Source organism: Pseudomonas sp. LBUM1664 (genome assembly GCF_059695895.1).
The window spans coordinates 2,856,207-2,880,046 of the sequence record NZ_CP166791.1 but is presented as its reverse complement, the minus strand read 5'-3'; the positions used below and the strand labels follow the sequence as shown (position 1 = coordinate 2,880,046).

20 protein-coding genes are annotated in these 23,840 nt (G+C 62.6%); 14 read left to right on the top strand and 6 right to left on the bottom strand.

Annotated elements, in window-relative coordinates; all coding sequences use genetic code 11:
• Positions 1-14 precede the first annotated feature (14 nt).
• The 5 genes from nahK to ACA047_RS13415 all read right to left on the bottom strand — a co-directional run bounded on the left by nahK (position 15) and on the right by ACA047_RS13415 (position 8,061).
• The gene (gene nahK, locus ACA047_RS13435; protein ID WP_497359698.1) at positions 15-2,657 is read right to left on the bottom strand and encodes a hybrid sensor histidine kinase/response regulator NahK/ErcS'; all 2,643 of its coding nucleotides are present in this window, start codon (positions 2,655-2,657) and stop codon (positions 15-17) included.
• Positions 2,587-3,750 carry a nitric oxide-sensing protein NosP gene (gene nosP, locus ACA047_RS13430; protein ID WP_497359696.1) on the bottom strand — a complete coding sequence of 388 codons (1,164 nt, stop codon included), beginning with the start codon at positions 3,748-3,750 and terminating at the stop codon, positions 2,587-2,589. The genes nahK and nosP overlap by 71 nt, the downstream gene beginning before the upstream one ends.
• A 218-nt stretch (positions 3,751-3,968) precedes the next feature.
• Positions 3,969-5,153, bottom strand: a complete 1,185-nt coding sequence (locus tag ACA047_RS13425; protein WP_497359694.1) for a porin — start codon at positions 5,151-5,153, stop codon at positions 3,969-3,971.
• 221 nt (positions 5,154-5,374) lie between these two features.
• The gene (locus tag ACA047_RS13420) at positions 5,375-6,649 is read right to left on the bottom strand and encodes a glucarate dehydratase family protein (protein ID WP_497359692.1); all 1,275 of its coding nucleotides are present in this window, start codon (positions 6,647-6,649) and stop codon (positions 5,375-5,377) included.
• Positions 6,646-8,061 (bottom strand): MFS transporter, encoded by a 1,416-nt coding sequence (locus ACA047_RS13415; protein ID WP_497359690.1) that lies wholly within the window; start codon positions 8,059-8,061, stop codon positions 6,646-6,648. The genes ACA047_RS13420 and ACA047_RS13415 overlap by 4 nt, the downstream gene beginning before the upstream one ends.
• 90 nt (positions 8,062-8,151) lie before the next feature.
• Between ACA047_RS13415 and ACA047_RS13410 the strand changes: the two genes are divergently transcribed.
• Positions 8,152-9,048 carry a LysR family transcriptional regulator gene (locus tag ACA047_RS13410; protein WP_497359688.1) on the top strand — a complete coding sequence of 299 codons (897 nt, stop codon included), beginning with the start codon at positions 8,152-8,154 and terminating at the stop codon, positions 9,046-9,048.
• 62 nt (positions 9,049-9,110) lie between these two features.
• Here ACA047_RS13410 and ACA047_RS13405 read toward each other — a convergent pair whose 3' ends face one another.
• Positions 9,111-11,240, bottom strand: coding sequence for a TonB-dependent siderophore receptor (locus ACA047_RS13405; protein ID WP_497359686.1), 2,130 nt, complete (start codon positions 11,238-11,240; stop codon positions 9,111-9,113).
• Positions 11,241-11,482: 242 nt separating this feature from the next.
• On the opposite strand from ACA047_RS13405, the gene ACA047_RS13400 reads away from it, so the two are divergent.
• The 13 genes from ACA047_RS13400 (at position 11,483) to ACA047_RS13340 (ending at position 23,711) form a co-directional block, all read left to right on the top strand.
• Positions 11,483-12,154: a GntR family transcriptional regulator gene (locus ACA047_RS13400; protein ID WP_497359684.1), complete on the top strand. Its 672-nt coding sequence runs from the start codon at positions 11,483-11,485 to the stop codon at positions 12,152-12,154.
• Positions 12,155-12,266: 112 nt separating this feature from the next.
• A complete protein-coding gene (locus ACA047_RS13395; protein WP_497359682.1) occupies positions 12,267-13,199 on the top strand; it encodes a 4-hydroxyproline epimerase in 933 nt (310 codons plus the stop codon).
• Positions 13,196-14,311: an NAD(P)/FAD-dependent oxidoreductase gene (locus tag ACA047_RS13390; RefSeq protein WP_497359680.1), complete on the top strand. Its 1,116-nt coding sequence runs from the start codon at positions 13,196-13,198 to the stop codon at positions 14,309-14,311. The genes ACA047_RS13395 and ACA047_RS13390 overlap by 4 nt, the downstream gene beginning before the upstream one ends.
• Complete coding sequence (locus ACA047_RS13385) at positions 14,304-14,540, top strand: 2Fe-2S iron-sulfur cluster-binding protein (protein WP_497359678.1); 237 nt, start codon at positions 14,304-14,306, stop codon at positions 14,538-14,540. Before ACA047_RS13390 ends, ACA047_RS13385 begins: the two co-directional genes overlap by 8 nt.
• Positions 14,537-15,793: an FAD-dependent oxidoreductase gene (locus ACA047_RS13380; protein WP_497359676.1), complete on the top strand. Its 1,257-nt coding sequence runs from the start codon at positions 14,537-14,539 to the stop codon at positions 15,791-15,793. The genes ACA047_RS13385 and ACA047_RS13380 overlap by 4 nt, the downstream gene beginning before the upstream one ends.
• 123 nt (positions 15,794-15,916) lie before the next feature.
• Complete coding sequence (locus ACA047_RS13375) at positions 15,917-16,666, top strand: AraC family transcriptional regulator (RefSeq protein WP_497359674.1); 750 nt, start codon at positions 15,917-15,919, stop codon at positions 16,664-16,666.
• 233 nt (positions 16,667-16,899) lie between these two features.
• On the top strand, positions 16,900-17,718 hold the full coding sequence (locus ACA047_RS13370) for an ABC transporter substrate-binding protein (protein ID WP_497359672.1): 819 nt from the start codon (positions 16,900-16,902) through the stop codon (positions 17,716-17,718).
• 10 nt (positions 17,719-17,728) lie between these two features.
• Positions 17,729-19,495: a cis-3-hydroxy-L-proline dehydratase gene (gene lhpI / locus ACA047_RS13365; protein ID WP_497359670.1), complete on the top strand. Its 1,767-nt coding sequence runs from the start codon at positions 17,729-17,731 to the stop codon at positions 19,493-19,495.
• Positions 19,488-20,153 carry an amino acid ABC transporter permease gene (locus ACA047_RS13360; protein ID WP_497359668.1) on the top strand — a complete coding sequence of 222 codons (666 nt, stop codon included), beginning with the start codon at positions 19,488-19,490 and terminating at the stop codon, positions 20,151-20,153. The genes lhpI and ACA047_RS13360 overlap by 8 nt, the downstream gene beginning before the upstream one ends.
• 24 nt (positions 20,154-20,177) lie before the next feature.
• Entirely contained in the window at positions 20,178-20,828 is a 651-nt protein-coding gene (locus ACA047_RS13355) for an amino acid ABC transporter permease (RefSeq protein ID WP_497359666.1), read from the top strand.
• Complete coding sequence (locus ACA047_RS13350) at positions 20,821-21,543, top strand: amino acid ABC transporter ATP-binding protein (protein ID WP_497359664.1); 723 nt, start codon at positions 20,821-20,823, stop codon at positions 21,541-21,543. The genes ACA047_RS13355 and ACA047_RS13350 overlap by 8 nt, the downstream gene beginning before the upstream one ends.
• 117 nt (positions 21,544-21,660) lie before the next feature.
• Positions 21,661-22,689 carry a trans-3-hydroxy-L-proline dehydratase gene (locus ACA047_RS13345; RefSeq protein WP_497359662.1) on the top strand — a complete coding sequence of 343 codons (1,029 nt, stop codon included), beginning with the start codon at positions 21,661-21,663 and terminating at the stop codon, positions 22,687-22,689.
• 104 nt (positions 22,690-22,793) lie between these two features.
• Entirely contained in the window at positions 22,794-23,711 is a 918-nt protein-coding gene (locus tag ACA047_RS13340) for a dihydrodipicolinate synthase family protein (RefSeq protein ID WP_283557217.1), read from the top strand.
• Positions 23,712-23,840: the final 129 nt, after the last annotated feature.

The following is a 23,840-nucleotide window of genomic DNA, read 5'->3' as shown; positions in this document are numbered from 1 at the left end:
CACAGCAGTTCGGCTTAATGGCGCTGGGTTTGGCCCAGCAAATGACTCATCGCAATCTTGAGCTTCATCGGCCGCACCGGCTTGTGCATCAGGGTGTGGCCCAGCTCGCGGATTTGCTGTTTGAGTTCGTTGCTGTAGTTGGCGGTAATCATCATGGCCGGGATCGCCGAGGCTCGGCGGGCGTTGATCCGGGCCACAGCGTCCACGCCGTTCTGTTCGTCGTCCAGGTGATAGTCGGCGATCAGCAGGTCCGCCTCGGCATGGTAATTGTCTACCTGGCGCGCCAGGTCCTGTTCCGACAAAGCGGTCACCACACGGCAACCCCAGCCCTCCAGCAGCGTACGCATGCCGGCGCAGATCGCCGCGTCGTTATCCAGCACCCAGACCCGTGCCCCGCGCAGTCGCTCGAGCATCGGTTCGCTCATGTCCAGGCACGGCAACGGCTTCGGTGCGGTGGCGCTCAGGGGCACGTCGATGGAGAACATCGAGCCCTTGCCCGGCCATGAGCGCACCTGAATCCGGTGCCCGAGGATCCCGGCGATTTTCTCGACAATCGCCAGCCCCAGGCCCAAGCCACGATCCTGGTTCGGGCGCTGCACATCGCCGCGCTTGAACTCCTGGAAGATTTCCTCCAAGCGGTCTTCGGCAATGCCAATGCCGCTGTCCCAGACTTCGATCGACACACGCTGGCGGTGTCGACGACACCCCAACACCACCCGCCCGCTGGGGGTGTAGCGAATAGCGTTGCTCAGCAGGTTGCGCAGGATCCGCGCCAACAATTGCATGTCGCTGCGTACCAGCACCGAACAGGGCACAAAGTGCAGTTCCAGCCCTTCACTGCGGGCCACCTGAACGTATTCGGCGGCTAGGTTGTCGAGCAGTTCGCTGAGGGCGAACGGCGCGATGTCGGCCTTGATCACCCCGGCATCGAGCTTGGAAATGTCCACCAGGGTGCCCAGCAGGTTTTCCACGTCCTGCAGCGAGTGACTGACGTTGCGCACCAGTTGCGCGTTGGCCACTGGCTCACGACGCTCAAGCAAGGCGCTGGTGAACAGCCGCGCGGCGTTGAGCGGTTGCAGCAGATCATGGCTGACCGCCGCGAGAAATTTGGTTTTTGACAAGTTGGCCTGCTCGGCTTCGCCCTTGGCCTCCCGCAGGCGCAGTTCCACCCGGCTACGCTCGTCGATCTCGCGCAGCAACTGGTCGTTGAGGGTGGTCAGTTCCGCGGTGCGCTCCTGGACGCGCTGTTCCAGGTTCTGGTAGGCCTGGTGCAGCGCCTCGGCGGTGCGGCGCCGTTCGGTGATGTCGCGGATCAGCACGAAGATCCCCACCACCTCGCCATTGGCCAAGCGGTTGGGCACATAGGAGCGCAGCATGTAGCGCTCTTGGTTGTTGATGTTGGTTTCGGCGAATTCGAACGTCACGCTCTCCCCGGCCAGCGCCCGCGCCACGTAGGCCTCCAGGCGCTGATAATGCTGTTCGCTGTGCGCCTCGCGCAGGCTCTGGCCGAGCATCACGCCACGGGGCCAGCAATACCACTGCTCGTAGACCTTGTTGGTGAACTCATAGATCAGGTCGGCATTGAGATAGGCGATCAGCGCCGGCACATGATCAGTGATCAGGCGGATCCAACGCTCGCTTTCGCTCAATGCCTCGGCATGCTGGTAGCGCTCGGTGATGTCGGTGAAGGTATTGACGTAGCCGCCGGTGGGCAGCGGATGGGTACGGATTTCCAGGACCCGGCCATCCGACAGACGCTGTTCGCATTCGTGGATCAGCCGTCCATTGCTGTCGCGGCTGCTCGGGGTCAGCAGTTGCAATTCACTGTCGGCGATTACCTCGGCAAACGACCGGTGGGCCGCCACCGGCGCCAGGCCGCTGAGTTCCAGGAAGCGCCGGTTCCACAGTTCCAGCACGCCTTGGGCGTTGACCATCGCCACGCCTTGGGACAGGTTGTCCACCGCCCGCTGCAACAGGTGGGATTTCTGCGCGATGGCCTGCTCGCGGCGCACGGTTTCACTGAGCTTGACGTCGGTGATGTCGGTAAACAGGATCACCCGCCCACCTTCCTGGGTCGGCCGTTCGCTCACTTGCAACCAGCGACCGTTCTGCAAACGGTACAGCACGTGCTCATCGGCCTGCCCCCGGTGTTCTTCGCTGAACAAGCCGTTGGCGGTCATCAAGCGCTTGACCTCGCCAAGGCGCATCCCGGCGATGATGCGTACCCGGCTGTTGGCCCAGAAAGCCTTGAAGCGGCTGTTGAACAGGACAATGCGTTGTTGTTCGTCGAACAGCACAAACGCATCGGAAATGCTCTCGATGGCATCGATCAGATGCCGGTGGGCCGTTTCTGCTCGCAACCGCGCTTCGCCCAGCAAGTGATTACCGGCCTTGAGCTCGGCCATCGCCTGGTTGAGGGCGTCGGTACGCTCGCGAACCTGCTCGGCCAGCACCACCGAATGCTGGAATGCCGCATACGGGTCATTGCCCCGAGTCACGCCGGATTCCACCCGTTCGATCAGTGCATCGTTGATGCGCCGTAGTTTGCGGTTTTCGTGCTGCAGGGTGGCAATCTGCGCCTGCAGGTCAGCGATGGCCGGGGACGCGATGTCGGGCAATGGCAACTCCGGTGAAGGTCTGGTTGATGTGCATGCCATTGAACTGCTCTCCATAGGTGTTGAACCCCATCACCCGTTGTTCGCGCAGGAACTGCCCGATCTGCTCCAGGCCACCGCAATCTTCCAGCTCCAGGCGCCTGAGAAAACAGTCACAGCCTATGGTCAGCAACAAGTCGCCGAGACGCGCCTGCAAGCCGTCGAACAGGCTTTGCAGGTTGTGCAACATGGGACCGGGCGTCATCGCGGTGAGGACGATGCCGTTCTCCACCGCGCAGTAAAAACTCAGGCTCAAGTCTGGGTGCACTTGCTGGATGGCCCGCACGTAGTACTGATCATTGATGCGCACCGCCAGCGGATGGGCGGCGAAGACCCGGTAATTGAGTGCGCTCACCGGCACGCCGATATGCCGGGCGTATTCCTCGGCAGCGGGTTCGGCGTTCAGTTCGTAGACCCGCCGGGAAGCGCTGTCGGCGCCGGTCACCACCAGTTTTTCTTCCCGAGGCAGGATGTGGTGGGTGGTGAACACTTCGAACTCCAGCCAGGTGTTGATCAGCACCACCACAGCCGCGCCACTGTGGAACTGGCCTTCGAAGTACACGTGGGTATGGGTCAGGTAGTTGTCGTCGCCAGCCGAGCCGCCGAAATGCGGGATGTCTCCCAGTGCTGCGCTCAAGGCCGCCAGCACCATTTCCTCGCGGCTGGACAGGCCGTCGAGCAAGGTCAAGGCGAAACTGTGGCCCTTGATCGGCGCCAGGGCATTGCTGCGGCAACCGCCCGCCAGCCGCTCGACCATTTGCTGGGCGTCGATCAGGCTGAAGCGCTCCATTTCGCCGATCAGCTCGGCGGCAATGGAAAAATGCCGGTGATCGAAACCCACCGCCGTTACGCAGTTGCGGCCATAACCCTGGGAGGTGATTTCTCCGGCGCTGGTACAGCCCACCAGGCGAATCCCACCGAAACTTTGGGAAAGCGCCTGGCCGAGGGCCGGCAAGTCGTATTCGGCGGAACAGAAAAACAATACGAAGCCCAGGTACGGGTGCAACAGCTGTCGCGCCAGTTCCTGAGCCACTTGCTGAACGTCCGTTGCCTGGGACATGGCGCTCACCACACCTTCGCTCTGGGCCTTTAGCATCTTCGCCTCCGACGGGTGCGTGATAAGAGCCTTGAGTGTACGAAGCTGCGCACGAACCACGAATGCTACTTGGGTAGCGGGTGGGCGCTTCCATGGGAGGAGAACAGTGATGGCCCTGGCCGCGATGCGCACGGTTGGGGCCACCACAAAACGCTCCGGGCTTACTCGGGAATACTTTTTGTGGCGAGGGAGCTTGCGCCCTCGCCACAGGATCGCCCTTACCAGGTCAACACCGCGCCCACCGCAAAGGTATCGGTGTCTTCGTTCTGCGCGCTGGTGTCGTGGCCGTTGATTTCGAACTGGTTGTATTCGGCCACAAGCTTGAGGTTGTCGTTGACGTCATGGAACAACGCAATGCCACGGGTTTGGTAATCGGCACCACTGCCCACCGCGCCGTTGCCGTCGTCATCGGTCTTGCCGTAGGACAGCGCCAGGCGGTTCTTGCCCAGTTTGTAGGAGCCCTGCAGCAGGTAGCCCTTGCTGTCGACGTTGCGCAACGTGGCTTCGCCGGCGTTGTTGGTAAAGAACGGGTTGATGCCCTTGGCCTGGAACCCGGAACCGGTGAGCGACAGCCCGCCCAGCTTGGCCTGCACGCCATAACCCAGGCCTTTGGAAGTCACCGACTCGACCGTGGAGTCGGTGTTGTCCGAAGTCTGGTAGCTGCCGTTGAGCCAGCTGTAGATCTTCGCCCCGCCCAGGTCGAACTGGTAGGTGATCTCGCTCTCGGTGCGCGGGTTTTCCTGGTAGGCCTTGCCGGTGGCGCTGTTGTCGTTGGTGTCCACTGGATCCATGATCCCCACCGCCACACGAAGCCCGTCCATCACCGGGGTGCGGTAAGTGATCTGCGACGTCGGGAACGGATAAGGATAGCCGCTGCCAATGTTGCCGAACGACACGCCTCCACCGTCCACCAACCCCAGGGTGTCACTGACCTGGCCGTAACCGGCCAGCAGTTCATCAAGCAGGATGTTGGAGCGGGCGAACAGGCCGAAGTCCTTACCAATCAACACTTCGCCCCACTGCGGGTTAGCGACAGTGCCGTAGAACTGCCGCACATCGATGGCCGTATCGGTGCCGTTGGTTTCGCTGTCGTTGATGGTCACCCAGAACGAGGCGCGGGCGCCGAGCTTGAGGTCATCGACCTGCTTGCTCATGTTGAAGCCCAGGTAGTTGGGCAAAAAACCCATCTTGACCCGCGACTGGCGACGGTCGTACTGCTCCCCTGCGCGATCCACGTCGCTGTTGACGTAAAAAGCGTTGATGTAGCCGTCGGTGGAAAAGGTCGTCTGGTCTTTGTCGTACAGCATGATTTCGGCCTGGGCCCAAGGCGTCAGGCCCAGGGTCGAAAGACCGGCGATGACCGCCGGCAAAAAACGTTGGCGGGTATTTTTATTGTTGTGCATGGCGCGCTCCGCAACAGGGGACAGGATGTCGGAGGCGATTATCGAAAGGCCCCAGGCCGCGTCATACGCTGCCTTGGAGGCAATTGGTGGATGCTTTGGACGCGCCGGGCCAGCGCGACAGTTTTGGTGTAAGACCCCAATGCGGCCGGGCGCAATACTTAGGGCTTAGCCACGAAACTCCCACAGGGGGGATCTTGCGCAGCAGACCCTCCGCCTTCCGCTCAAAACCTCGGTTTGACGGTTTTCCAGTCCGGCCGGTAGCGACGCATCTGCCGCACATCGTCGCGCTGACGAATGCCGCAACTGAGGAACTGGTCATGCAGCTTGCCCAGTTGATCCCGGTCCAGCTCCAGCCCGAGACCCGGTGCCCGGGTGATTTTCACGCAGCCATCGACAATCGGCAGCTTGCCACCCTTGATCACCTCTTCATCCGGTTCCTGCCACGGGTAATGGGTGTCGCAGGCATAGTCCAGGTTAGGCACCGCCGCGGCGACGTGGGCCATAGCCATCAAGCTGATACCCAAGTGCGAATTCGAATGCATCGACACGCCCAGGCCAAAGGTGCTGCACATTTTCGCCAGCACCTGGGTGTCCCGCAGCCCGCCCCAGTAATGATGGTCGGCCAATACAATCTGCACACTATCCAACGCCACGCTGCGGCGGAACTCATCGAAATCGGTGACCACCATATTGGTTGCCAGCGGCAGGCCCGTGCGTTTGTGCAGTTCGGCCATCCCCTCCAGTCCTGGTGTCGGGTCTTCGTAATATTGCAGGTCATCGCCCAGCAGTTCAGCCATGCGAATGGACGTTTCCAGCGACCAGTTGCCATTGGGGTCGATGCGCAACGGATAGCCGGGAAACGCCTGTTTCAGCGCCTTGATACACGCCACTTCATGCTCCGGCTCCAGGGCGCCAGCCTTGAGCTTGATGCTCTTGAAGCCATAGTCCTGGATCATGCGCCGGGCCTGGGCGACGATCTGCTGTTCGTTGAGCGCTTCACCCCAACTGTCCGGCGGGTACGGCGAATCGATGTGCTCGGCATACTTGAAAAACAGGTATGCACTGAACGGAATTTCATCGCGGATCGCACCGCCCAGAAGGTCCACCAGCGGCACGTTCAAGTAATGCGCTTGCAGGTCCAGGCACGCCACTTCAAACGCCGAGTAGGCATTGCTCACGGCCTTGCTCGCGTGGGAACCCGGCGCCAGTTCGGCACCGGCGACACTGGCGGGCCGCTGGGCAGCAACAGTGGCCTGGACGATGGCCCGCAATTGGTTGAGGTTGAACGGATCGAGGCCGATCAACTGGCTCTGGAGTTGCTGCTGGATCGCCAGGGCCGGCGCATCGCCGTAGCTCTCTCCCAGGCCAATGTAACCGTTGTCGCTCTCGATCTCGATGATCGAGCGCAGCGCGAACGGCTCGTGAATGCCGCTGGCGTTGAGTAAGGGTGGATCGCGAAAGGCAATGGGGGTGACGGTGACGCGTTTGATCTTCATACAGCGGCTCCCGATGGGCCAGGGTTCAAGGCTTGGCGTTTTTCCGGCTGATCGACTTCGGTAACGGTTTCGGGCCGGCCGGACAGTGAATTCGGGGTGTCGCGCTTCGGCGCGGTGCGGGCGAAAAAGATCACTACGGCCGCAACGAGCGAGGTGAAAGCCAGCCCATACAGGCCGCCCTCGATGGAGCCGGTAGTCTGTTCCAGGAAACCAAAAGCCGTGGGCGCGACGAAGCCACCGAGGTTGCCGATGGAGTTGACCAAGGCGATCACCGCCGCCGCGATTCGCGCATCCAGATAGCCCTGGGGAATCGGCCAGAACAACGCCGACGCCGCCTTGAAACCGATCGCCGCAAAACAGATCGCCACGAAGGCAAAAATCGGCCCGCCGGTGGTAGACATGAACATGCCGAACGCGGCGATCACCAGCGTCACCGCGACCCAGGCCTGCTGGAATTTCCATTTGCCGGCCAACGCGGCGAAGCCGTACATCGCCACGATGGAAATGATCCACGGAACGGAGTTGAGCAAGCCGACCTGGAAGTCCCCCAGGTTGCCCATTTTCTTGATCATGCTTGGCAGCCAGAACGTGGCGCCGTAGATGGTCAGGGCGATGGAAAAATAGATGAAGCAGAACAGCGCGATCTGCCGGTCGGCCAACAATTTGAACATCGACGGCTTGATCACTTGGGCCGCCTCCCGGGCCCGTTGTTCTTCGGCAATGGCGCCGATCAGCACGGTTTTCTCTTCTTCGGTCAGCCATTTAGCCTGGCTCGGGTGCGATTGCAGCCAAAACCAGACAAATCCGCACAGCACGATAGAAGCGAAACCCTCGATCAGGAACATCCACTGCCAGCCGTGCAAGCCCAGCCCACTGATGTGCAACAGCGCCCCGGACACCGGCCCGGAAATCACCGAGGCAATGGCCGAGCCGCTCAGGAAGATCGCCATCGCTTTGCCGCGCTCGTTGGCGGGCAGCCATTGGGTGAAGTAATAGATGATGCCGGGAAAGAAGCCCGCCTCCGCCGCGCCGAGAATGAAGCGCAGCACATAGAAACTGGTTTCGCCGCGTACAAAGGCCATGGCCATCGCCGCCGCGCCCCAGGTGAACATAATGCGCGTCAGCCAGGCCCGGGCGCCGTAGCGCTGCAGCAGCATATTGGACGGCACTTCGAACAGCGCATAGCCAATGAAGAACAACCCGGCACCGAGCCCGTAGGCGGCGGCGCCGATGCCCAGGTCGGTTTCCAGGTGGCTACGCACGAAGCCGATGTTGACGCGGTCGATGTAGTTGACGATGAACATCACCACCACCAGCGGCAGTACATGACGTTTGACCTTGGCCGCCGCGAGCGCCAGGGTGCTGTCATGGGTGGAGTCCGTTACGTTATTCAAGGGGTGCCTCCCGATCATTGTTTTTGTGGGGAACGGGACGATGATGGACGCGGCGGATTGTTCCCGTCTAATCTAACTTGGCACTTGATTGATACCTGGATTGAATCAATGTTTGAACTGGCCCAGTTGCGCTGCTTCACCACCGTGGCGACCGAACTAAATTTTCGACGCGCCGCCGAACGCCTGAACATGACCCAGCCACCGTTGAGCCGGCAGATCCAATTGCTGGAGCATCACCTCGGTGTCGAACTGTTCACCCGCAGTACCCGCAGCGTGGCCCTCACCGCCGCTGGCCGGGCGTTTTTCATCGAAGCGCAGAACCTGCTGGAGCAGGCGCAACAAGCCGCCGTGGCCGCCCGGCGTTTCGCTCAGGGCGACATCGGCTCGGTCACCATCAGCTTCGTTGGCAGCGCCGTGTATGAGTTCTTGCCCAAAGTCATTGCCGAGGCGCGGCTGAAACAGCCCCAGGTAAAAATCGTCCTGGCGGAGATGAACACTTACCAACAGCACGAGGCCCTGCGGGCTCGCCGTATCGACTTGGGGATTGTCCGCTCGCCGCTGCTGGAAACCGGCTACGCCACCGAGTGCCTGGTGCGCGAACCCTTTGTCCTGGCGGTGCCCGCCGGGCATCCACTGGCCTGTGCCGAGTCGGTAAGCGTCCAGGATCTGGACGGCCAACCCTTTCTTATGTATTCCCATTCCGCCTACCCACCCTTTAACGAACTGCTCACCGGCATGCTTCGCTCGGCACGGGTGGCGCCGCAGTTCGTGCAATGGCTGGGATCGTCGCTGACGATTCTGGCGCTGGTCAACGCGGGCATGGGCCTGGCGCTGGTACCGCGCTGTGCCACCAGCGTGGTGTTCAAGCAGGTGGTGTTTCGTGAGATCGACCTGGGCGAAGGGGTGCAGAGCGAGTTGCATCTGGTGTGGCGCCAGGACAATGACAACCCAGCATTCACCATGTTGCTGGAGGGGATTCGCGGGGCGGTTCGAGAGGGGTTGTGAATAGTGGTAAAAAAGAAAAACCCCGGAGGCAGGACCTTCGGGGTTTTCATGAGGTATCGGATTCAGAGCGTGTAGGAAATACCGGCCTGCACGGTCCGCGGTGCACCTGGATAGGCGTAGACGTTGCCAAACGCGCCTTCTTCATAGTCGGCGTCAAACAGGTTCTTCAGGTCCAGGTTGAGCCGTATCCGCTCGTTGACCTTGTAGTAACCGAGCAGGTCCACAACGGTGTAACTGTCCATGGAGAAGGCGTTGGCCGCCGTCTGACCGGCCCGTTCATCAACGTACTTGGCCCCCAGCCCCAGACCCAGCCCCTTGAGGCCGCCGTCCTGGAACTCGTAGACGTTCAACAGGCTGAAGGTGTTCTTGGGAACGTTGAGCAAGCGCGTACCGGTCTCGATGGTGTTGTCCTTGGTCACTTCGGCATCCACATAAGCGTAACCGCCGATCATGCGCCATTGCGGCGTCAGGTTGCCGGCCACGTTCAGGTCAAAGCCACGGCTGCGCACTTCGCCGGCGGCCACGTTAAAGGTTGAATCCAGCGGGTCGGTGGTCAGCACGTTGCGTTTTTCGATCTGGTACACCGCGGCATCGACGCTCAACTGACGATCCAGGGCTTCCCATTTGACGCCCATTTCATACGACTTGCCTTCTTCGGGCTTGAATCCTGCGCCCTGGCTGCTGCGGCCCGTGTTGGGTTTGAACGAACGGGCGGTATTGGCATAAACGGCCACCGTGTCGGTCAGGTCGTAGATCACTCCCAGTCGCGGGGTGACGGCACTGTCGCTGACATTCCAATTCCCAGTCTTGGTCACGAACGTCTCATAGTCGTGTTCAAAACGCTCGAAGCGCGCGCCAGCCAGCACCTTCAAACGCTCGGTGAGCGCCACCTGATCCTGAATGAACAGGCCGAAAGTCTTGAGGTTTTCCTGATCATCGGTGGGGGTACGCGTCAGCGCCGGACGCGGCTGGCCATACACCGGATCGAAGATATCGATCGGGTAGGCCCCGGCGCCCGCTGCAGAGCGCTGGATGATGGACTGGTAGTCGTAGTCTTCATACTCGATGCCGGTCAACAGTGTGTGCTCGAACCCGCCAGTTGAAAAATGCCCGGTGAGGTTGAGTTGGGTGTCCCAGTCGGTCCATTCCAGTTTGCGGTAGTTGAAGTTACGGCCCAGGGTTCGCCCGTCGGTACCAATGCCGTTGCCTTCGACGGCATTGCCTTGCAAAGTGCCGTCGAGCCACTGGGTGCCGCCGGCGAGGGTCCAGTCGTCGTTGAGCATGTGCTCGAAACGCACTTGCAGCATGTTGTTGTCGTTGTGCAGTTTACCGGCGTCCTTTTCGCCGAAAAACGTGTCGCGGGACGCAGTGCCGCGCTGGCCGGCATAGTGGGTCAAGCCGCGGTCCAGCGGATGATTGTTGCGCATGAAATCGCCTTCGAAGGTCAGGCGCGTGGTGTCGTTGACCTGCCAGGTCACCACGGGCGCGACGCCATAACGCTCGGTCTCGACGTGATCGCGGAACGTGTCACCGCCCTCACCCACCACGTTCAAGCGATAGGCCAGGCGCCCTTCTTCGTCCAGCGGGCCGGACGCATCCAGCGTGCCCCGACGCATCCCCTGGTCGCTGACCTGGCTGCCCAGAGTCACCGTGCGCTCGGCCAACGGCTGTTTGGACACCACATTGAACGTACCGCCCGGGTCGCCCCGACCGTACAGCATGGTCGCCGGGCCACGCAGCACTTCCAGGCGCTCGATGGTGTTGGCGTCAGGCATGTTCGGGTAGCCACGGTTGATCGGGAAACCGTTGCGATAGAACTCCCCCGTGGTGAAGCCGCGCACCGTGAACGTGGTCAGGCCCTGGCCACCGAAATTATTGGCCCGGCCTACCCCACCGGCGTAATCGAGGGCATCTTGCAAGCGCGTGGCACTCAGGTCTTCGACAACGTCGCGGGACACCACTGAGATGGATTGCGGGGTTTCATGGATCGCGGTGTCAGTTCGTGTTGCGCTGGCGGAACGGGTGGCGTGGTAACCCTTCACTGGCCCCTGCGCCGTCTCACCGTCTGACTCGCCGACGATATCCGTGGCTTGCAGCTCCAGAGGCGCCCTGTCCGTGGAAATGGGCTCATCTGCCCAGGTGGAAACCGAATAAGCCTGGAGCACACACAGTGAAACAAGAATCCGACGCATCGATGCACAATCCTAATGAAAGAACACCGGCCACCTTTGGAGGCCGACAAGAATGTGTCGCGAAAGATACATGAACTCATTCACATTTGATATACATTCCCATTAACACCGATATTTCTGGTGCCTGTCAGTCCGCCATCGCGAAAGCGCTTGGCTAAGGAAGATCAAGATCAGGGCCACTCGACATTGCGCTCGGCAAAGTCGTATACCATATCCCCAACTCAGCCGAACGACCCGCCACCGTGACCTTATCCAAGTTCAATCTGCCTGACCTGGGCAATACCCCCTCCACTTCGGAAATCATCACCCGTCACCTGCGTGATGCCATCGTGGCCGGGCATTTTGCCGAGGACGAGCCGATTCGCCAGGACGACATCGCCCGTCAGTTCAACGTCAGCAAGATCCCCGTGCGCGAAGCCCTCAAGCGTCTGGAGGCCGAAGGCCTGGTGATGTTCCAGCGCAATCGCGGGGCGATGGTCACGCGCATTTCCGAGGCGGAGCTGGCGCAGATGTTCGAGGTGCGGATGTTGCTGGAAGACAAGGTGCTGCGCCTGGCGATTCCCAACATGACTGAAGAGACCTTTACCCGCGCCGAAAGTATCTGTCGGGAGTTCATCGGCGAGGATGACGTCGGTCGCTGGGCCGAACTCAACTGGCAGTTGCACGCCTGTCTTTACGAGCCGGCACAGCGGCCATTCCTGGTCAGTCTTATCCGTTCGGTCCACGACAAGCTGGAGCGCTACTTGCGCATGCAAATGAGCCTGTCGGCCGGTAAGGAGCGCGCCGATCACGAACACCGGGAAATTCTCGAAGCCTGCCGCGCCGGCGATGTGGAACGGGCGGTGAAGTTGCTGGACGAGCACATTGCCGGGGTCTGCAATACCTTGTTTGAATTCCTGCCCTCGAGCCATTGATGAGCTTGCGTTGTGCCGATTTCGTCATGACCGGCGGATAAATCCATCAAGCCGCCGACCCACGGCGCGGGCCACGCTTGCGTTCACTCATCTGAACGGACGTGGCCCTCCCATGAAACGCATTACCGTGATCGATTCCCACACTGGCGGCGAACCGACCCGCTTGGTCACTGGCGGCTTTCCTGACCTGGGCCACGGCAGCATGGCCGTGCGCAGGCAGCGTCTGGCCGAACAGCACGACGCCTGGCGCACGGCCTGCGTGCTGGAACCGCGGGGCAGCGATGTATTGGTAGGTGCGCTGCTCTGTGAACCGGTGGACCCGAGTGCCTGTGCCGGGGTGATTTTCTTCAACAATAGCGGCTACCTGGGCATGTGCGGCCACGGCACCATTGGCCTCGTGGCGTCACTGGCACACCTGGGCAGGATTGGCCCCGGCGTGCACAACATCGAAACCCCGGTGGGGACCGTGCAGGCCACCTTGCACGAAGATCACTCAGTCAGCGTGCGCAACGTGCCGGCCTACCGTTATCGCAAGGCGCTGAGCCTGGACGTGCCCGGCATCGGTCCGGTGGTGGGCGACGTGGCCTGGGGTGGCAACTGGTTTTTCCTCATCGCCGACCACGGCCAGCGCGTGGCGGGCGACAACCTCGACGCATTGACCGCCTACACCTACGCTGTGCAACAAGCCCTGGAACAGCAAGGTTTGCGGGGCGAGGACGGCGGCCTGATCGATCACATCGAACTGTTCGCCGATGACCCCCAAGCCGATAGTCGCAACTTCGTGCTCTGCCCTGGCAAGGCTTACGACCGCTCCCCTTGCGGCACCGGCACCAGCGCCAAACTGGCGTGCCTGGCCGCCGACGGGAAACTGCAACCCGGGCAGATCTGGCGCCAGGCCAGCATCATTGGCAGTGAATTCGAAGGCTCCTATGAACGTTCCGGCGAGCGCATCGTGCCGACCATTCGTGGGCGGGCCTACATCAGCGCCGAAACCACGCTGATCATCGACGCGGATGACCCGTTCGCCTGGGGCATTCGTCCGTGAGCAAGGGCCAGGTCGCCGACGTGATCATCATCGGCGCCGGCATCATCGGCGCTGCCTGCGCCCGGACATTGGCCCAACGTGGCTTGAAAGTGCTGGTGCTGGACGCCGGTTGGCACGGCGCCACGGCGGCCGGCATGGGCCATTTGCTGGTGCTGGATGACAACCCGGCGGAACTGGCCCTCAGTCAATACTCCTTGCAACGCTGGCGCGAACTGGCCCCGGCCCTGCCCGACGGCTGCGCCTGGCGCAACAACGGTACTCTGTGGCTCGCGGCCAATGCCGAAGAAATGGCGGTGGCCCACGGTAAATACCTGAACCTGCTGGCCCATGGCGAAGCCTGCGAACTGATCGGCCACGCCACCCTGAACCAGCGAGAACCGCAGCTGCGCAAAGATTTGGAAGGCGGGCTGCTGATCAAGGGCGACGGCATTTTGTACGCCCCGGCTGCCGCTCGCTGGATGCTGGACGCGGCCAACATTCGCCAGCAACGCGCCCAGGTCAGCGAAGTGGACGGCCACCGCGTGCGCCTCGACGACGGTCGCTGGTTGAGCGCCGAAGCGGTGGTGCTGGCCAATGGCATCCAGGCTACCGAACTGTGCCCGGAGCTACCCATCGAGCCGAAAAAAGGCCATCTGTTGATCACCGATCGCTACCCCGCCACGGTCAGCCACACCCTGGTGGAACTGGGCTACGTCACCAGTGCCCACAACGCCAGCGGGCCATCGGTGGCGTGCAATATCCAGCCACGCCCCACCGGGCAATTGTTCATTGGCGCCTCACGGCAGTTCGGCACCCTCGACCCGCAGGTGGAAGGCTGGATGCTAGCGAAGATGCTCAAGCGCGCCGTCGATTACATGCCGGGGCTGGCGCAACTCAACGGTATCCGTGCCTGGACCGGTTTTCGCGCCGCCAGCCCCGACGGCCTGCCGCTGGTGGGCCAACATCCGCAGCGCCAGGGCCTGTGGCTGGCGGTGGGTCACGAAGGCCTGGGCGTCACAACAGCGCCCGCGACGGCCGACCTGCTGGCCGCGCAACTGTTCAACGAAACGCCACCGCTTGCCGCTCAACCTTACCTACCACAGCGATTCCTGGGAGAACCGGCCTATGCCTGAATTATTCCTGGACGGTCACCCGCTGTCGGTCGCCAACGGCACCAGCGTCGCGGCGGCATTGGCATTGGGTGCGGACGGTTGCAGCCGCACCTCGGTCAGCGGTCAGCGCCGCGCGCCTTTGTGCGGCATGGGCATCTGCCAGGAATGCCGGGTGCTGATCGACGGCCATCGGCGCCTGGCCTGCCAGACGCTGTGCCGCGACGGCATGCAGGTGCAGACCCGACCATGAACGAACTCACCGACCTGCTGATCATCGGCGCCGGCCCCGCCGGCATAGCTGCCGCACTGGCTGCGGCAAGCAGCGGCGCACGCATTGTGCTGCTGGACGACAATCCGCTGCCGGGCGGGCAGATCTGGCGCGACGGTCCCCAAGCCAAGCTGCCCAACGAGGCGCGACGCCTGCGAGATCAACTGCACGCTTGCACCAACGTCCGCTGCCACGCCGGCACCCGGGTGATCGCCTGCGCCGCAGACAAGACCTTGCTGGTGGAAGATGCCGAGCGCGGTTGGCAAATTACCTATGAGCGCTTGATCCTCTGTACCGGCGCCCGGGAACTGCTGCTGCCCTTCCCCGGCTGGACGCTGCCCGGTGTGACCGGCGCAGGCGGTTTGCAAGCGCTGATCAAGGGCGGCCTACCGGTGCGCGGAGAACGGCTGGTGATCGCCGGCAGCGGACCTTTACTGCTGGCCAGCGCCGCCACGGCGAAACACCACGGTGCGCAGGTGCTGCGGATCGCCGAGCAGGCCAACCGCGCCGCCGTGGCCGGTTTCGCCGCGCAACTGCCACGCTGGCCGGGCAAGCTCTTCCAGTCGTTCAGTTTGTTCGACAACCACTACCGCACCGGCACTCACGTGCTGGAGGCCTTGGGTCGGGAGCGGCTCGAGGGGGTGCGTGTGCTGCAACAAGGCAAGACAATCGAACTGGCCTGTGACCGGCTGGCCTGTGGCTTCGGGCTCATTGCCAATACCCAGCTCGGCCAGGCCCTGGGCTGTGCGCTTGAAGACCAGGCGCTGGCGATTGACGCCTGGCAAGCGACCACCCGCCAGGATCATTACGCCGCCGGTGAATGCACCGGGTTCGGCGGCAGCGAACTGGCGCTGGTGGAAGGTGCCATCGCCGGCCATGCCGCCGTCGGCAATACCGCGGCCGCCCAACGCCTATGGCCTCGGCGCGCACGCTGGCAGGGGTTCGCCCGGGCCTTGAACAAGGCGTTCGCCCTCAATCCACGCCTCAAGACCCTGGCCCGCGCCGACACCCTGGTCTGCCGCTGCGAAGACGTGCCATATGGCCAACTGGCCAGTCATGAGAACTGGCGCCAAGCGAAACTGGCGAGCCGCTGCGGCATGGGCGCGTGCCAAGGCCGGGTGTGCGGTGCGGCGCTGGAACACCTGCTCGGCTGGACACCGCCAATACCCCGCCCACCGTTCAGCCCGGCACGGATCGACACCTTGCTGCACCTGCAAGAACCCCCGACAACCTGAGCCATACACAAATCCCTTGCGGGAGCGAGTCTGCTCGCGATGGCGGCGTGACAGACACATGATTTTCGACCGACACTGCGCTATCGCGAGCAAGCTCGCTCCCACAAAAGGCGATGCTGGACCATGTACCCCACGCTCACCTCCTTCGCCCCCTGCGACCTGGACACCCTGCTACGCAGCCTGCAACCCATCGCGCCGTTGTTGGACACCCTCGCGGACGTGGTGTTTTTCATCAAGGACAAACAAGCCCGCTACGCCTTCGTCAATCAGACCCTGGCCCGGCGCTGCGGCTTCAAGCACAGCGGTGATCTGCTCGGTCTCACTGCCGAGCAGGTGTTCCCCGAGCGCTTCGGCCCGCTGTACACCGAACAGGATCGCAGGGTGCTGGCCAGCGGCCGGGAACTGGCCGACCAGCTCGAGCTGCACCTGTATTACGGCAACCAGCCGGTGTGGTGCCTGACCCACAAACTGGCCCTGCACGAACCCAATGGCCAGATCATCGGCCTGGCCGGCATTTCCCGTGACCTGCAACGGCCCCAATCGAGCCACCCGGCGTTCCAGAAATTGGCGGCGGTGGATGCCTATATCAAAAGCTACTTCGCCCGCCCCATCAGCCTAGCCGAACTGACCGCCATCGCCGGGTTGTCGGTGGCGCAGTTGGAGCGGCACTGCAAACGCATTTTCCAGCTCACGCCCCGGCAGATGATTCACAAGGCACGGCTGGAAGAAGCCTCGCGGTTGTTACTGGACCAGGACCTGCCGATCACCGAAATCGCCTTGCGCTGCGGTTACACCGACCACAGTGCCTTCAGCCGCCAGTTCCGTGCCCTGACCAGCCTGTCGCCCAGCCAGTACCGCGAGAATCAGCGCTGATTCCTGTTCCTTAACGGGGCGTCGGGCCTCGCCGCTGCTCCCATCTGTAACATCCTGAGGACCACCGGCGCGATACCCGGGGCGGCACAGCGTTGAAAGGAAGGCTCTATCTCCACCCTATGGCGGCGTTCCCTTGCAGAACCCGCAAACAGGCACGCCGATTGCTTATCTAATATCGTATACGAAATCCTCAATACGATATCTCACCGCATTTATTCGACAGCGAGGCATTTATGAAAAACCCAGTACTGGCCGTAGCCCTCAGCGTTGTTCTCACCCCTCTTTTCATCGCCCCCGCGCACGCCGATAAGCTCGACGACATCATCGGCGCAGGCAAACTGCGCTGCGCCGTGACCCTGGACTTCCCGCCCATGGGCTTTCGCGACGAAAACAACAAACCGGCAGGCTTTGACGTGGACTACTGCCACGACTTGGCGAAAGTCCTCGGCGTGGACGCCGAAGTGGTGGAAACGCCCTTCCCGGACCGGATTCCAGCACTGATCTCCGGCCGTGCGGACGTGATCGTCGCTTCCACCTCCGACACCTTGGAGCGGGCCAAGACCGTCGGCCTGACTGTGCCCTACTTCGCGTTCCAAATGGTGGTACTGACCCGCGACAACACGGGTATCAACAGCTTCGCCGACCTCAAGGGCAAGGCCCTGGGCAATACCAGCGGCACCTACGAAGCCATCGCCCTGGAAAAAGACCAAAAGAGCTGGGGCAGCGGCAGTTTCCGCGCCTACCAGTCGCAGAACGACACGCTGCTGGCTGTCGCTCAGGGGCATATTGATGCAACCGTGGTGACCAACACCGTGGCGGCGGCGACCATCAAGTCGGGCAAATACAAGAACCTGAAAATCGCCGGTGATGCGCCCTACGTCATCGACTACGTATCCCTCGGCGCCAAACGCAGCGAGTACGGCCTGATCAACTACCTCAACCTCTTCGTCAACCAGCAGGTGCGCACGGGCCGGTACAAGGAACTGTTCGTCAAATGGGTCGGCACCGACATCCCGCCGGCCAACCTGACGGTGCCGCAGGTTTACTACTGAGGGTCGGCGCATGCCAAGCACGCCTATCCGTGTGACGGGCCGCAGTCTGGTGGAGGGTGCCGCCCAGGGCGCCCTGCTGTTCGCCGATGTCGGCTTGAGTTTCTGGGGCGGGGTCGATCCGGCCAGCGGCGAAGTCATCGACCGGCACCATCCGCTGAGCGGCGAACGCCTGGCAGGGCGCGTGCTGGCGATTCCCAGCGGGCGCGGCTCCTGCACCGGCAGCAGCGTGCTGATGGAACTGATCAGCAACGGCCATGCCCCCGCCGCCCTGGTGCTGGCCGAAGCGGATGAGATCCTGACCCTTGGCGTGCTGGTGGCACAGGTGATTTTCCAACGCTCCCTGCCGGTGTTATGTGTGGGACGCGAGGCCTTGCGCAGGTTGCGCGGCCAGGGGTTTGTGCGCATAGAAGGCGATTGCCTGACCCTGTCCGACCGTCGCCCCAACGATGGCTGGCATGAGTCGGATGTTCCCTTGCAGCCGCCCACGCCGTCCACCATCAGCCTCACCGAACAGGACCGGGCACTGCTCGACGGCACCCACGGCAAGGCGGCCCAAATCGCGATGCAGATCGTCCTGCGCATGGCCCAGATCCAGGGCGCCACGCAGCTGCTGGACGTGACCCAGGCCCACATCGACGGCTGCATCTACACCGGCCCGGCCAGCCTGCGCTTTGCCGAACAACTGGTGCAGTGGGGCGCGAAGGTGCGTGTGCCGACCACCCTCAATTCCATTTCCGTGGACCAGCGCCGCTGGCGGGAGCTGGGCATCGACCCGGCTCTCGGCGAGCCGGCCAGCGCCTTGGGCGATGCCTATATGGCGATGGGGGCGCAGCTGAGTTTCACCTGCGCGCCCTACCTGCTGGAGACCGCACCCAAGGCCGGCGAGCAAATCGTCTGGGCCGAATCCAACGCGGTGGTCTACGCCAACAGCGTGCTGGGGGCTCGTACGCAGAAGTACCCGGACTTCCTGGACATCTGCATTGCGCTGTGCGGGCGCGCACCGTTAAGCGGCTGTCATCTCGACGACCAGCGCAAGGCCGGGCTGATCATCGACGTGCCGGTGCTGGGTCACGTGGACGACAGTTTCTATCCGCTGCTGGGCTACCACATCGGCAGTCTGGCGGGCCGGCGCATCCCGCTGATACGGGGCCTGGAACACGCAGCCCCGACCCTGGACGACTTGAAAGCCTTCGGCGCCGCGTTCGCCACCACCAGCGCCGCGCCGTTGTTCCACATCGCCGGGGTGACGCCCGAAGCCCTCGACCCAGCTGCGGTCCTAGAGGCGGACGCCACGTTACCGCTGGAAACCGTCGACGCCCACGGCCTGCTCGCCAGTTGGCGCGAGCTCAATAGCGCCCGGGGCCTGCGGGTGGATGTGGTGTCCCTGGGCAACCCGCATTTTTCCCTCAGCGAATTCGCCATCCTGGCGAGTCTTTGCACAGGCCGGATCAAACACCCGGACGTGGTACTGGCGATTACCTGCGGCCGTGCGGTGCTGGAACAGGCCCGCAAGGCCGGCCACCTGAGCGCCATCGAGGCGTTCGGCGCGGTGCTGGTAACCGATACCTGCTGGTGCATGTTGGGCGAACCGGTGATCCCGCCGCACGCCACCACGCTGATGACCAACTCCGGCAAGTACGCCCATTACGCACCGGGCCTGGTGGGTCGCGGGGTGCACTTTGCCAGCCTGGCCGAATGCGTCGAGGCCGCCTGCACCGCCAAGGCCAGAGGCCAGCCACCCATGTGGCTGCAACCGGGGAGGCCCGCCCATGTTTGACTACAGCTTCCAATGGCGCCCGGCCCTGCGCGCCCTGCCCGACATGCTGGCCGGAGCCTGGGTGACCTTCGAGACCGCCGCGCTGTCGATGATCTTCGGCGTATTGATCGCCCTGGCGCTGACGGTGATGCGCCAGGCGCGTCATCCGCTGCTGCGGGGCGTGGGCAACGGCTGGGTCTCCATCGCCCGCAACACGCCCTCGCTGTTCCAGATCTACATCCTCTACTTCGGCCTCGGCTCCCTCGGGCTGCACGTCAGTTCCTGGCTTGCCTTGCTGGCCGGCATCACCTTCAACAATGCCGGTTACCTGGCGGAAAACTTTCGTGGTGGCCTCAAGGCCGTGCCGAGTACGCAGATGCGCGCCGCCCGTTCCTTGGGAATGAGCGCCTTGCAGGCTTACCGGATGATCATCGTCCCGCAACTGTTGCGCATCGTGTTCTACCCGCTGACCAACCAGATGGTCTGGGCGGTGTTGATGACGTCGTTGGGCGTGGTCGTCGGCCTGAACAACGACCTCACCGGCGTCACCCAGGAATACAACGTCAAGACGTTCCGCACCTTCGAATACTTCGCCCTCGCGGCGGTGCTGTATTACCTGATCGCCAAGCTGATCGTCGGGTTGGCCCGGCTGTTGTCCTGGCGCTTGTTCCGTTATTGAAGGTTCTGTTATTGAGGGCTCGCCATGTTTGAAACCAGCCTTACCGTTAACGACCTTTTGTTCTTGCTCGACGGGGCCTGGGTCACGCTGCAACTGACCGCCTGGTCGATCCTGCTGGGCACCCTGGCCGGATTGCTAATGGGTCTGTTGCGGGCGCTGTCGCCTCGGGCCAGCCTGCCGCTGGCCTGGGTGCTGGACGTGTTTCGCAGCGTGCCGCTGCTGATCCAGTTCGTGCTGTTCAATTCCCTGAAAAGCATCGTCGGCCTGAACCTCAGCGCCTTCGTCGTCGGCTGCATCGTGCTCGGGGTCTACGCCGCCGCGTACTTCACCGAAATCGTCCGTGGCGGTGTGCTGGCGGTGCCGTTGAGTACCCGCCGCGCCAGTCGCTCCTTGGGCCTGAGCTACCTGCAGGACCTGCGTTTCATTGTCCTGCCGATTGCCACGCGGGTGGCCTTCCCCGGTTGGCTGAACCTGGTACTCGGGGTGATGAAAGACACCGCGCTGGTGATGTGGATCGGCATCGTCGAATTGCTCCGTGCTTCACAAACCATCGTCACCCGCATTCAGGAACCGCTCATGGTCCTGTGCATCGCGGGCCTCATTTACTACGTCATGAGCCTGGTGGTCGCCCGCCTTGGCGCGCGTCTGGAAAGAAGGTGGCAGGAAAATGATTGAAATCGAAAACGTGCACAAATCCTTCGGCGACCTGGAAGTGGTCAAGGGCGTGAGCCTGACAGTGGACAAGGGTGAAGTGGTGTCGATCATCGGCGGCTCCGGCTCCGGCAAATCGACCCTGCTGATGTGCATCAACGGCCTGGAGCCGATCCAGAAAGGCAGCATTCGCGTGGACGGCGTCGAGGTCCATGACCGCGCCACCGACATCAATCGCCTGCGGCAGAAGATCGGCATCGTGTTCCAGCAATGGAACGCCTTCCCGCACCTGACCGTGCTGGAAAACGTGATGCTGGCGCCACGCAAGGTGCTGGGCAAAAGCAAGCAGGACGCCGAAGCGCTGGCGGTGCAGCAGCTCCAGCACGTGGGCCTTGGGGACAAGCTCAAGGCCTTTCCCGGCAAGCTTTCCGGTGGCCAGCAACAGCGCATGGCGATTGCCCGCGCGCTGGCGATGTCGCCGGACTACATGCTGTTCGACGAAGCCACCTCGGCCCTCGACCCGCAACTGGTCGGCGAAGTGCTGGACACCATGCGCATGCTCGCCGAAGACGGCATGACCATGGTGCTGGTGACCCACGAGATCCGCTTCGCCCGGGATGTGTCCGACCGCGTGGCGTTCTTCTGCAACGGTCGAGTCCATGAGATCGGAGCGCCGGATCAGGTCATTGGCAATCCTGTGCAGCCGGAGACGGCGGCGTTCCTTAAATCAGTGAAATAGCGGATGGCCCTATCGCGAGCAGGCTCGCTCCCACACTGTTTTGTGTACGCCACAGAACCCTGTGGGAGCAAGGCTTGCCCGCGATGAGGCCCTACAGGACAACACAAGGATCGACCCATGCGTTCATCGAAAATCATCCATGTAGTGAGCTGCCACGCCGAAGGCGAAGTCGGCGACGTGATCGTCGGCGGTGTCGCCCCACCGCCCGGTGCCACCGTGTGGGAGCAGTCGCGCTGGATTGCCCAGGACCAGACCCTGCGCAACTTCGTACTCAACGAGCCCCGTGGCGGCGTATTCCGCCACGTCAACCTGCTGGTGCCGGCCAAGGACCCGCGGGCGCAAATGGCCTGGATCATTATGGAACCGGCCGACACGCCGCCGATGTCCGGCTCCAACTCATTGTGCGTCGCCACCGTGCTGCTAGACAGCGGCATCCTGCCGATGACCGAACCCCAGACTCGACTGGTGCTGGAAGCGCCGGGCGGGCTGATCGAAGCCGTGGCCGACTGCCGCGATGGCAAGGTGCAACGGGTAGAGATCAAGAACGTGCCCTCCTTCGCCGACCGCCTCGATGCCTGGATCGAAGTCGAGGGTCTGGGCTCGTTGCAGGTGGACACCGCCTATGGCGGCGACAGCTTTGTCATCGTCGACGCCCAGCGCCTGGGCTTTGCCATCCGCCCCGACGAAGCCGCCGAGTTGGTGGCCGTCGGGCTGAAGATCACCCGGGCCGCCAATGAACAACTGGGCTTCGTGCATCCGCTGAACCCCGACTGGTCGCACATTTCGTTCTGCCAGATCGCCGCGCCCATCGTCCTGGAGAAGGGCATTGCCACCGGCGCCAACGCCGTGGTGATCCAGCCCGGCAAGATCGACCGTTCGCCCACCGGCACCGGCTGCTCGGCGCGCATGGCGGTGCTGCATGCCAAGGGCTTGATGCAGGTCGGCGAACGGTTCATCGGCCGCTCGATCATCGGCTCCGAATTCCACTGCCGCATCGACTCTCTGACCGATGTGGCCGGACGCCCGGCGATTTATCCGTGCATCGCCGGGCGGGCGTGGATCACCGGCACGCATCAACTGCTGCTCGATCCGGCAGATCCGTGGCCGCAGGGGTATCGGCTTTCAGATACCTGGCCTGGAGCATGAGTTTGAATTTTGCACATACCCCTGTGGGAGCAAGCTTTGCTCCCACACGGCGGGGATAAATCCCCTCGCCACAACGAAATACCCTTAATAACCGGAGACAACCCATGAGCAAACGCATCAACTGGAGCGGCGTTTTCCCCGCCGTCACCACGCAATTCAACGATGACTTTTCCATCAACCTGGAAAAAACCCATCAGGTGATTTCCAACGTCATCCGTGATGGCGTTTCCGGCCTGGTGGTCTGCGGCTCAGTGGGGGAAAACACCTCCCTGAGCGCCGAAGAAAAAATCGCCGTGACCGAAGTCGCGGTGGACGCTTCCCGGGGCCGGGTGCCGGTGATCTGTGGCGTGGCTGAGTTCACCAGCGTGCAGGCGGCCAAGGTCGCCAACGCGGTGCGCAAGGTCGGCGTCGACGGGGTAATGCTGATGCCGGCACTGGTCTATGGCTCCAAGCCGTTCGAAACCGCCGAGCATTTCCGCTACGTGGCCCGCCATGCCGATGTGCCGTTGATGGTCTACAACAACCCGCCGATCTACAAGAATGACGTCACCCCGGACATCCTGATTTCCCTGGCCGATTGTGACAACGTGGTGTGTTTCAAGGATTCGTCTGGCGACACCCGACGTTTCATCGACGTGCGCAATGAAGTCGGCGACCGCTTTGTGTTGTTCGCCGGCCTGGATGACGTGGTGCTGGAAAGCCTCGCTGTGGGTGCCGAAGGCTGGGTCTCGGGCATGTCCAACGTGTTCCCGAAAGAAGGCGAGACGATTTTCCGCCTGGCCCGCGCCGGACGCTTTGCCGAAGCAATGCCGATCTACGAATGGCTGATGCCGATCCTGCACCTGGACGCCCGCGCCGACCTGGTCCAATGCATCAAATTGTGCGAAGCCATCGCCGGCCGCGGCAGCGCCCTCACCCGCCCACCACGCCTGGCCCTGCCGGAAGAAGATCGGGTGTATGTCGAGCAGATCATGGCCAAGGCCATGGCGAATCGGCCGGTGTTGCCGGATGTAGGGCTTTAGGAACCGACCCAGCACGCCAGGTAGATAAAGAAACCAATGTGGGAGCGGGCTTGCTCGCGAAAGCGATCTGTCTGATATGACTATGCTGCATGTGCCGCCGTCTTCGCGAGCAAGCCCGCTCCCACAGGT

What these genes read in the sequence shown, in the direction of transcription:
- nahK (WP_497359698.1), bottom strand. Translation starts at nt 2,657, where the DNA reads ATGGCATGCACATCAACCAGACCTTCACCGGAGTTGCCATTGCCCGAC.
- nosP (WP_497359696.1), bottom strand. Translation starts at nt 3,750, where the DNA reads ATGCTAAAGGCCCAGAGCGAAGGTGTGGTGAGCGCCATGTCCCAGGCA.
- ACA047_RS13425 (WP_497359694.1), bottom strand. Translation starts at nt 5,153, where the DNA reads ATGCACAACAATAAAAATACCCGCCAACGTTTTTTGCCGGCGGTCATC.
- ACA047_RS13420 (WP_497359692.1), bottom strand. Translation starts at nt 6,649, where the DNA reads ATGAAGATCAAACGCGTCACCGTCACCCCCATTGCCTTTCGCGATCCA.
- ACA047_RS13415 (WP_497359690.1), bottom strand. Translation starts at nt 8,061, where the DNA reads ATGATCGGGAGGCACCCCTTGAATAACGTAACGGACTCCACCCATGAC.
- ACA047_RS13410 (WP_497359688.1), top strand. Translation starts at nt 8,152, where the DNA reads ATGTTTGAACTGGCCCAGTTGCGCTGCTTCACCACCGTGGCGACCGAA.
- ACA047_RS13405 (WP_497359686.1), bottom strand. Translation starts at nt 11,240, where the DNA reads ATGCGTCGGATTCTTGTTTCACTGTGTGTGCTCCAGGCTTATTCGGTT.
- ACA047_RS13395 (WP_497359682.1), top strand. Translation starts at nt 12,267, where the DNA reads ATGAAACGCATTACCGTGATCGATTCCCACACTGGCGGCGAACCGACC.
- ACA047_RS13385 (WP_497359678.1), top strand. Translation starts at nt 14,304, where the DNA reads ATGCCTGAATTATTCCTGGACGGTCACCCGCTGTCGGTCGCCAACGGC.
- ACA047_RS13380 (WP_497359676.1), top strand. Translation starts at nt 14,537, where the DNA reads ATGAACGAACTCACCGACCTGCTGATCATCGGCGCCGGCCCCGCCGGC.
- ACA047_RS13375 (WP_497359674.1), top strand. Translation starts at nt 15,917, where the DNA reads ATGTACCCCACGCTCACCTCCTTCGCCCCCTGCGACCTGGACACCCTG.
- ACA047_RS13370 (WP_497359672.1), top strand. Translation starts at nt 16,900, where the DNA reads ATGAAAAACCCAGTACTGGCCGTAGCCCTCAGCGTTGTTCTCACCCCT.
- lhpI (WP_497359670.1), top strand. Translation starts at nt 17,729, where the DNA reads ATGCCAAGCACGCCTATCCGTGTGACGGGCCGCAGTCTGGTGGAGGGT.
- ACA047_RS13360 (WP_497359668.1), top strand. Translation starts at nt 19,488, where the DNA reads ATGTTTGACTACAGCTTCCAATGGCGCCCGGCCCTGCGCGCCCTGCCC.
- ACA047_RS13355 (WP_497359666.1), top strand. Translation starts at nt 20,178, where the DNA reads ATGTTTGAAACCAGCCTTACCGTTAACGACCTTTTGTTCTTGCTCGAC.
- ACA047_RS13350 (WP_497359664.1), top strand. Translation starts at nt 20,821, where the DNA reads ATGATTGAAATCGAAAACGTGCACAAATCCTTCGGCGACCTGGAAGTG.
- ACA047_RS13345 (WP_497359662.1), top strand. Translation starts at nt 21,661, where the DNA reads ATGCGTTCATCGAAAATCATCCATGTAGTGAGCTGCCACGCCGAAGGC.
- ACA047_RS13340 (WP_283557217.1), top strand. Translation starts at nt 22,794, where the DNA reads ATGAGCAAACGCATCAACTGGAGCGGCGTTTTCCCCGCCGTCACCACG.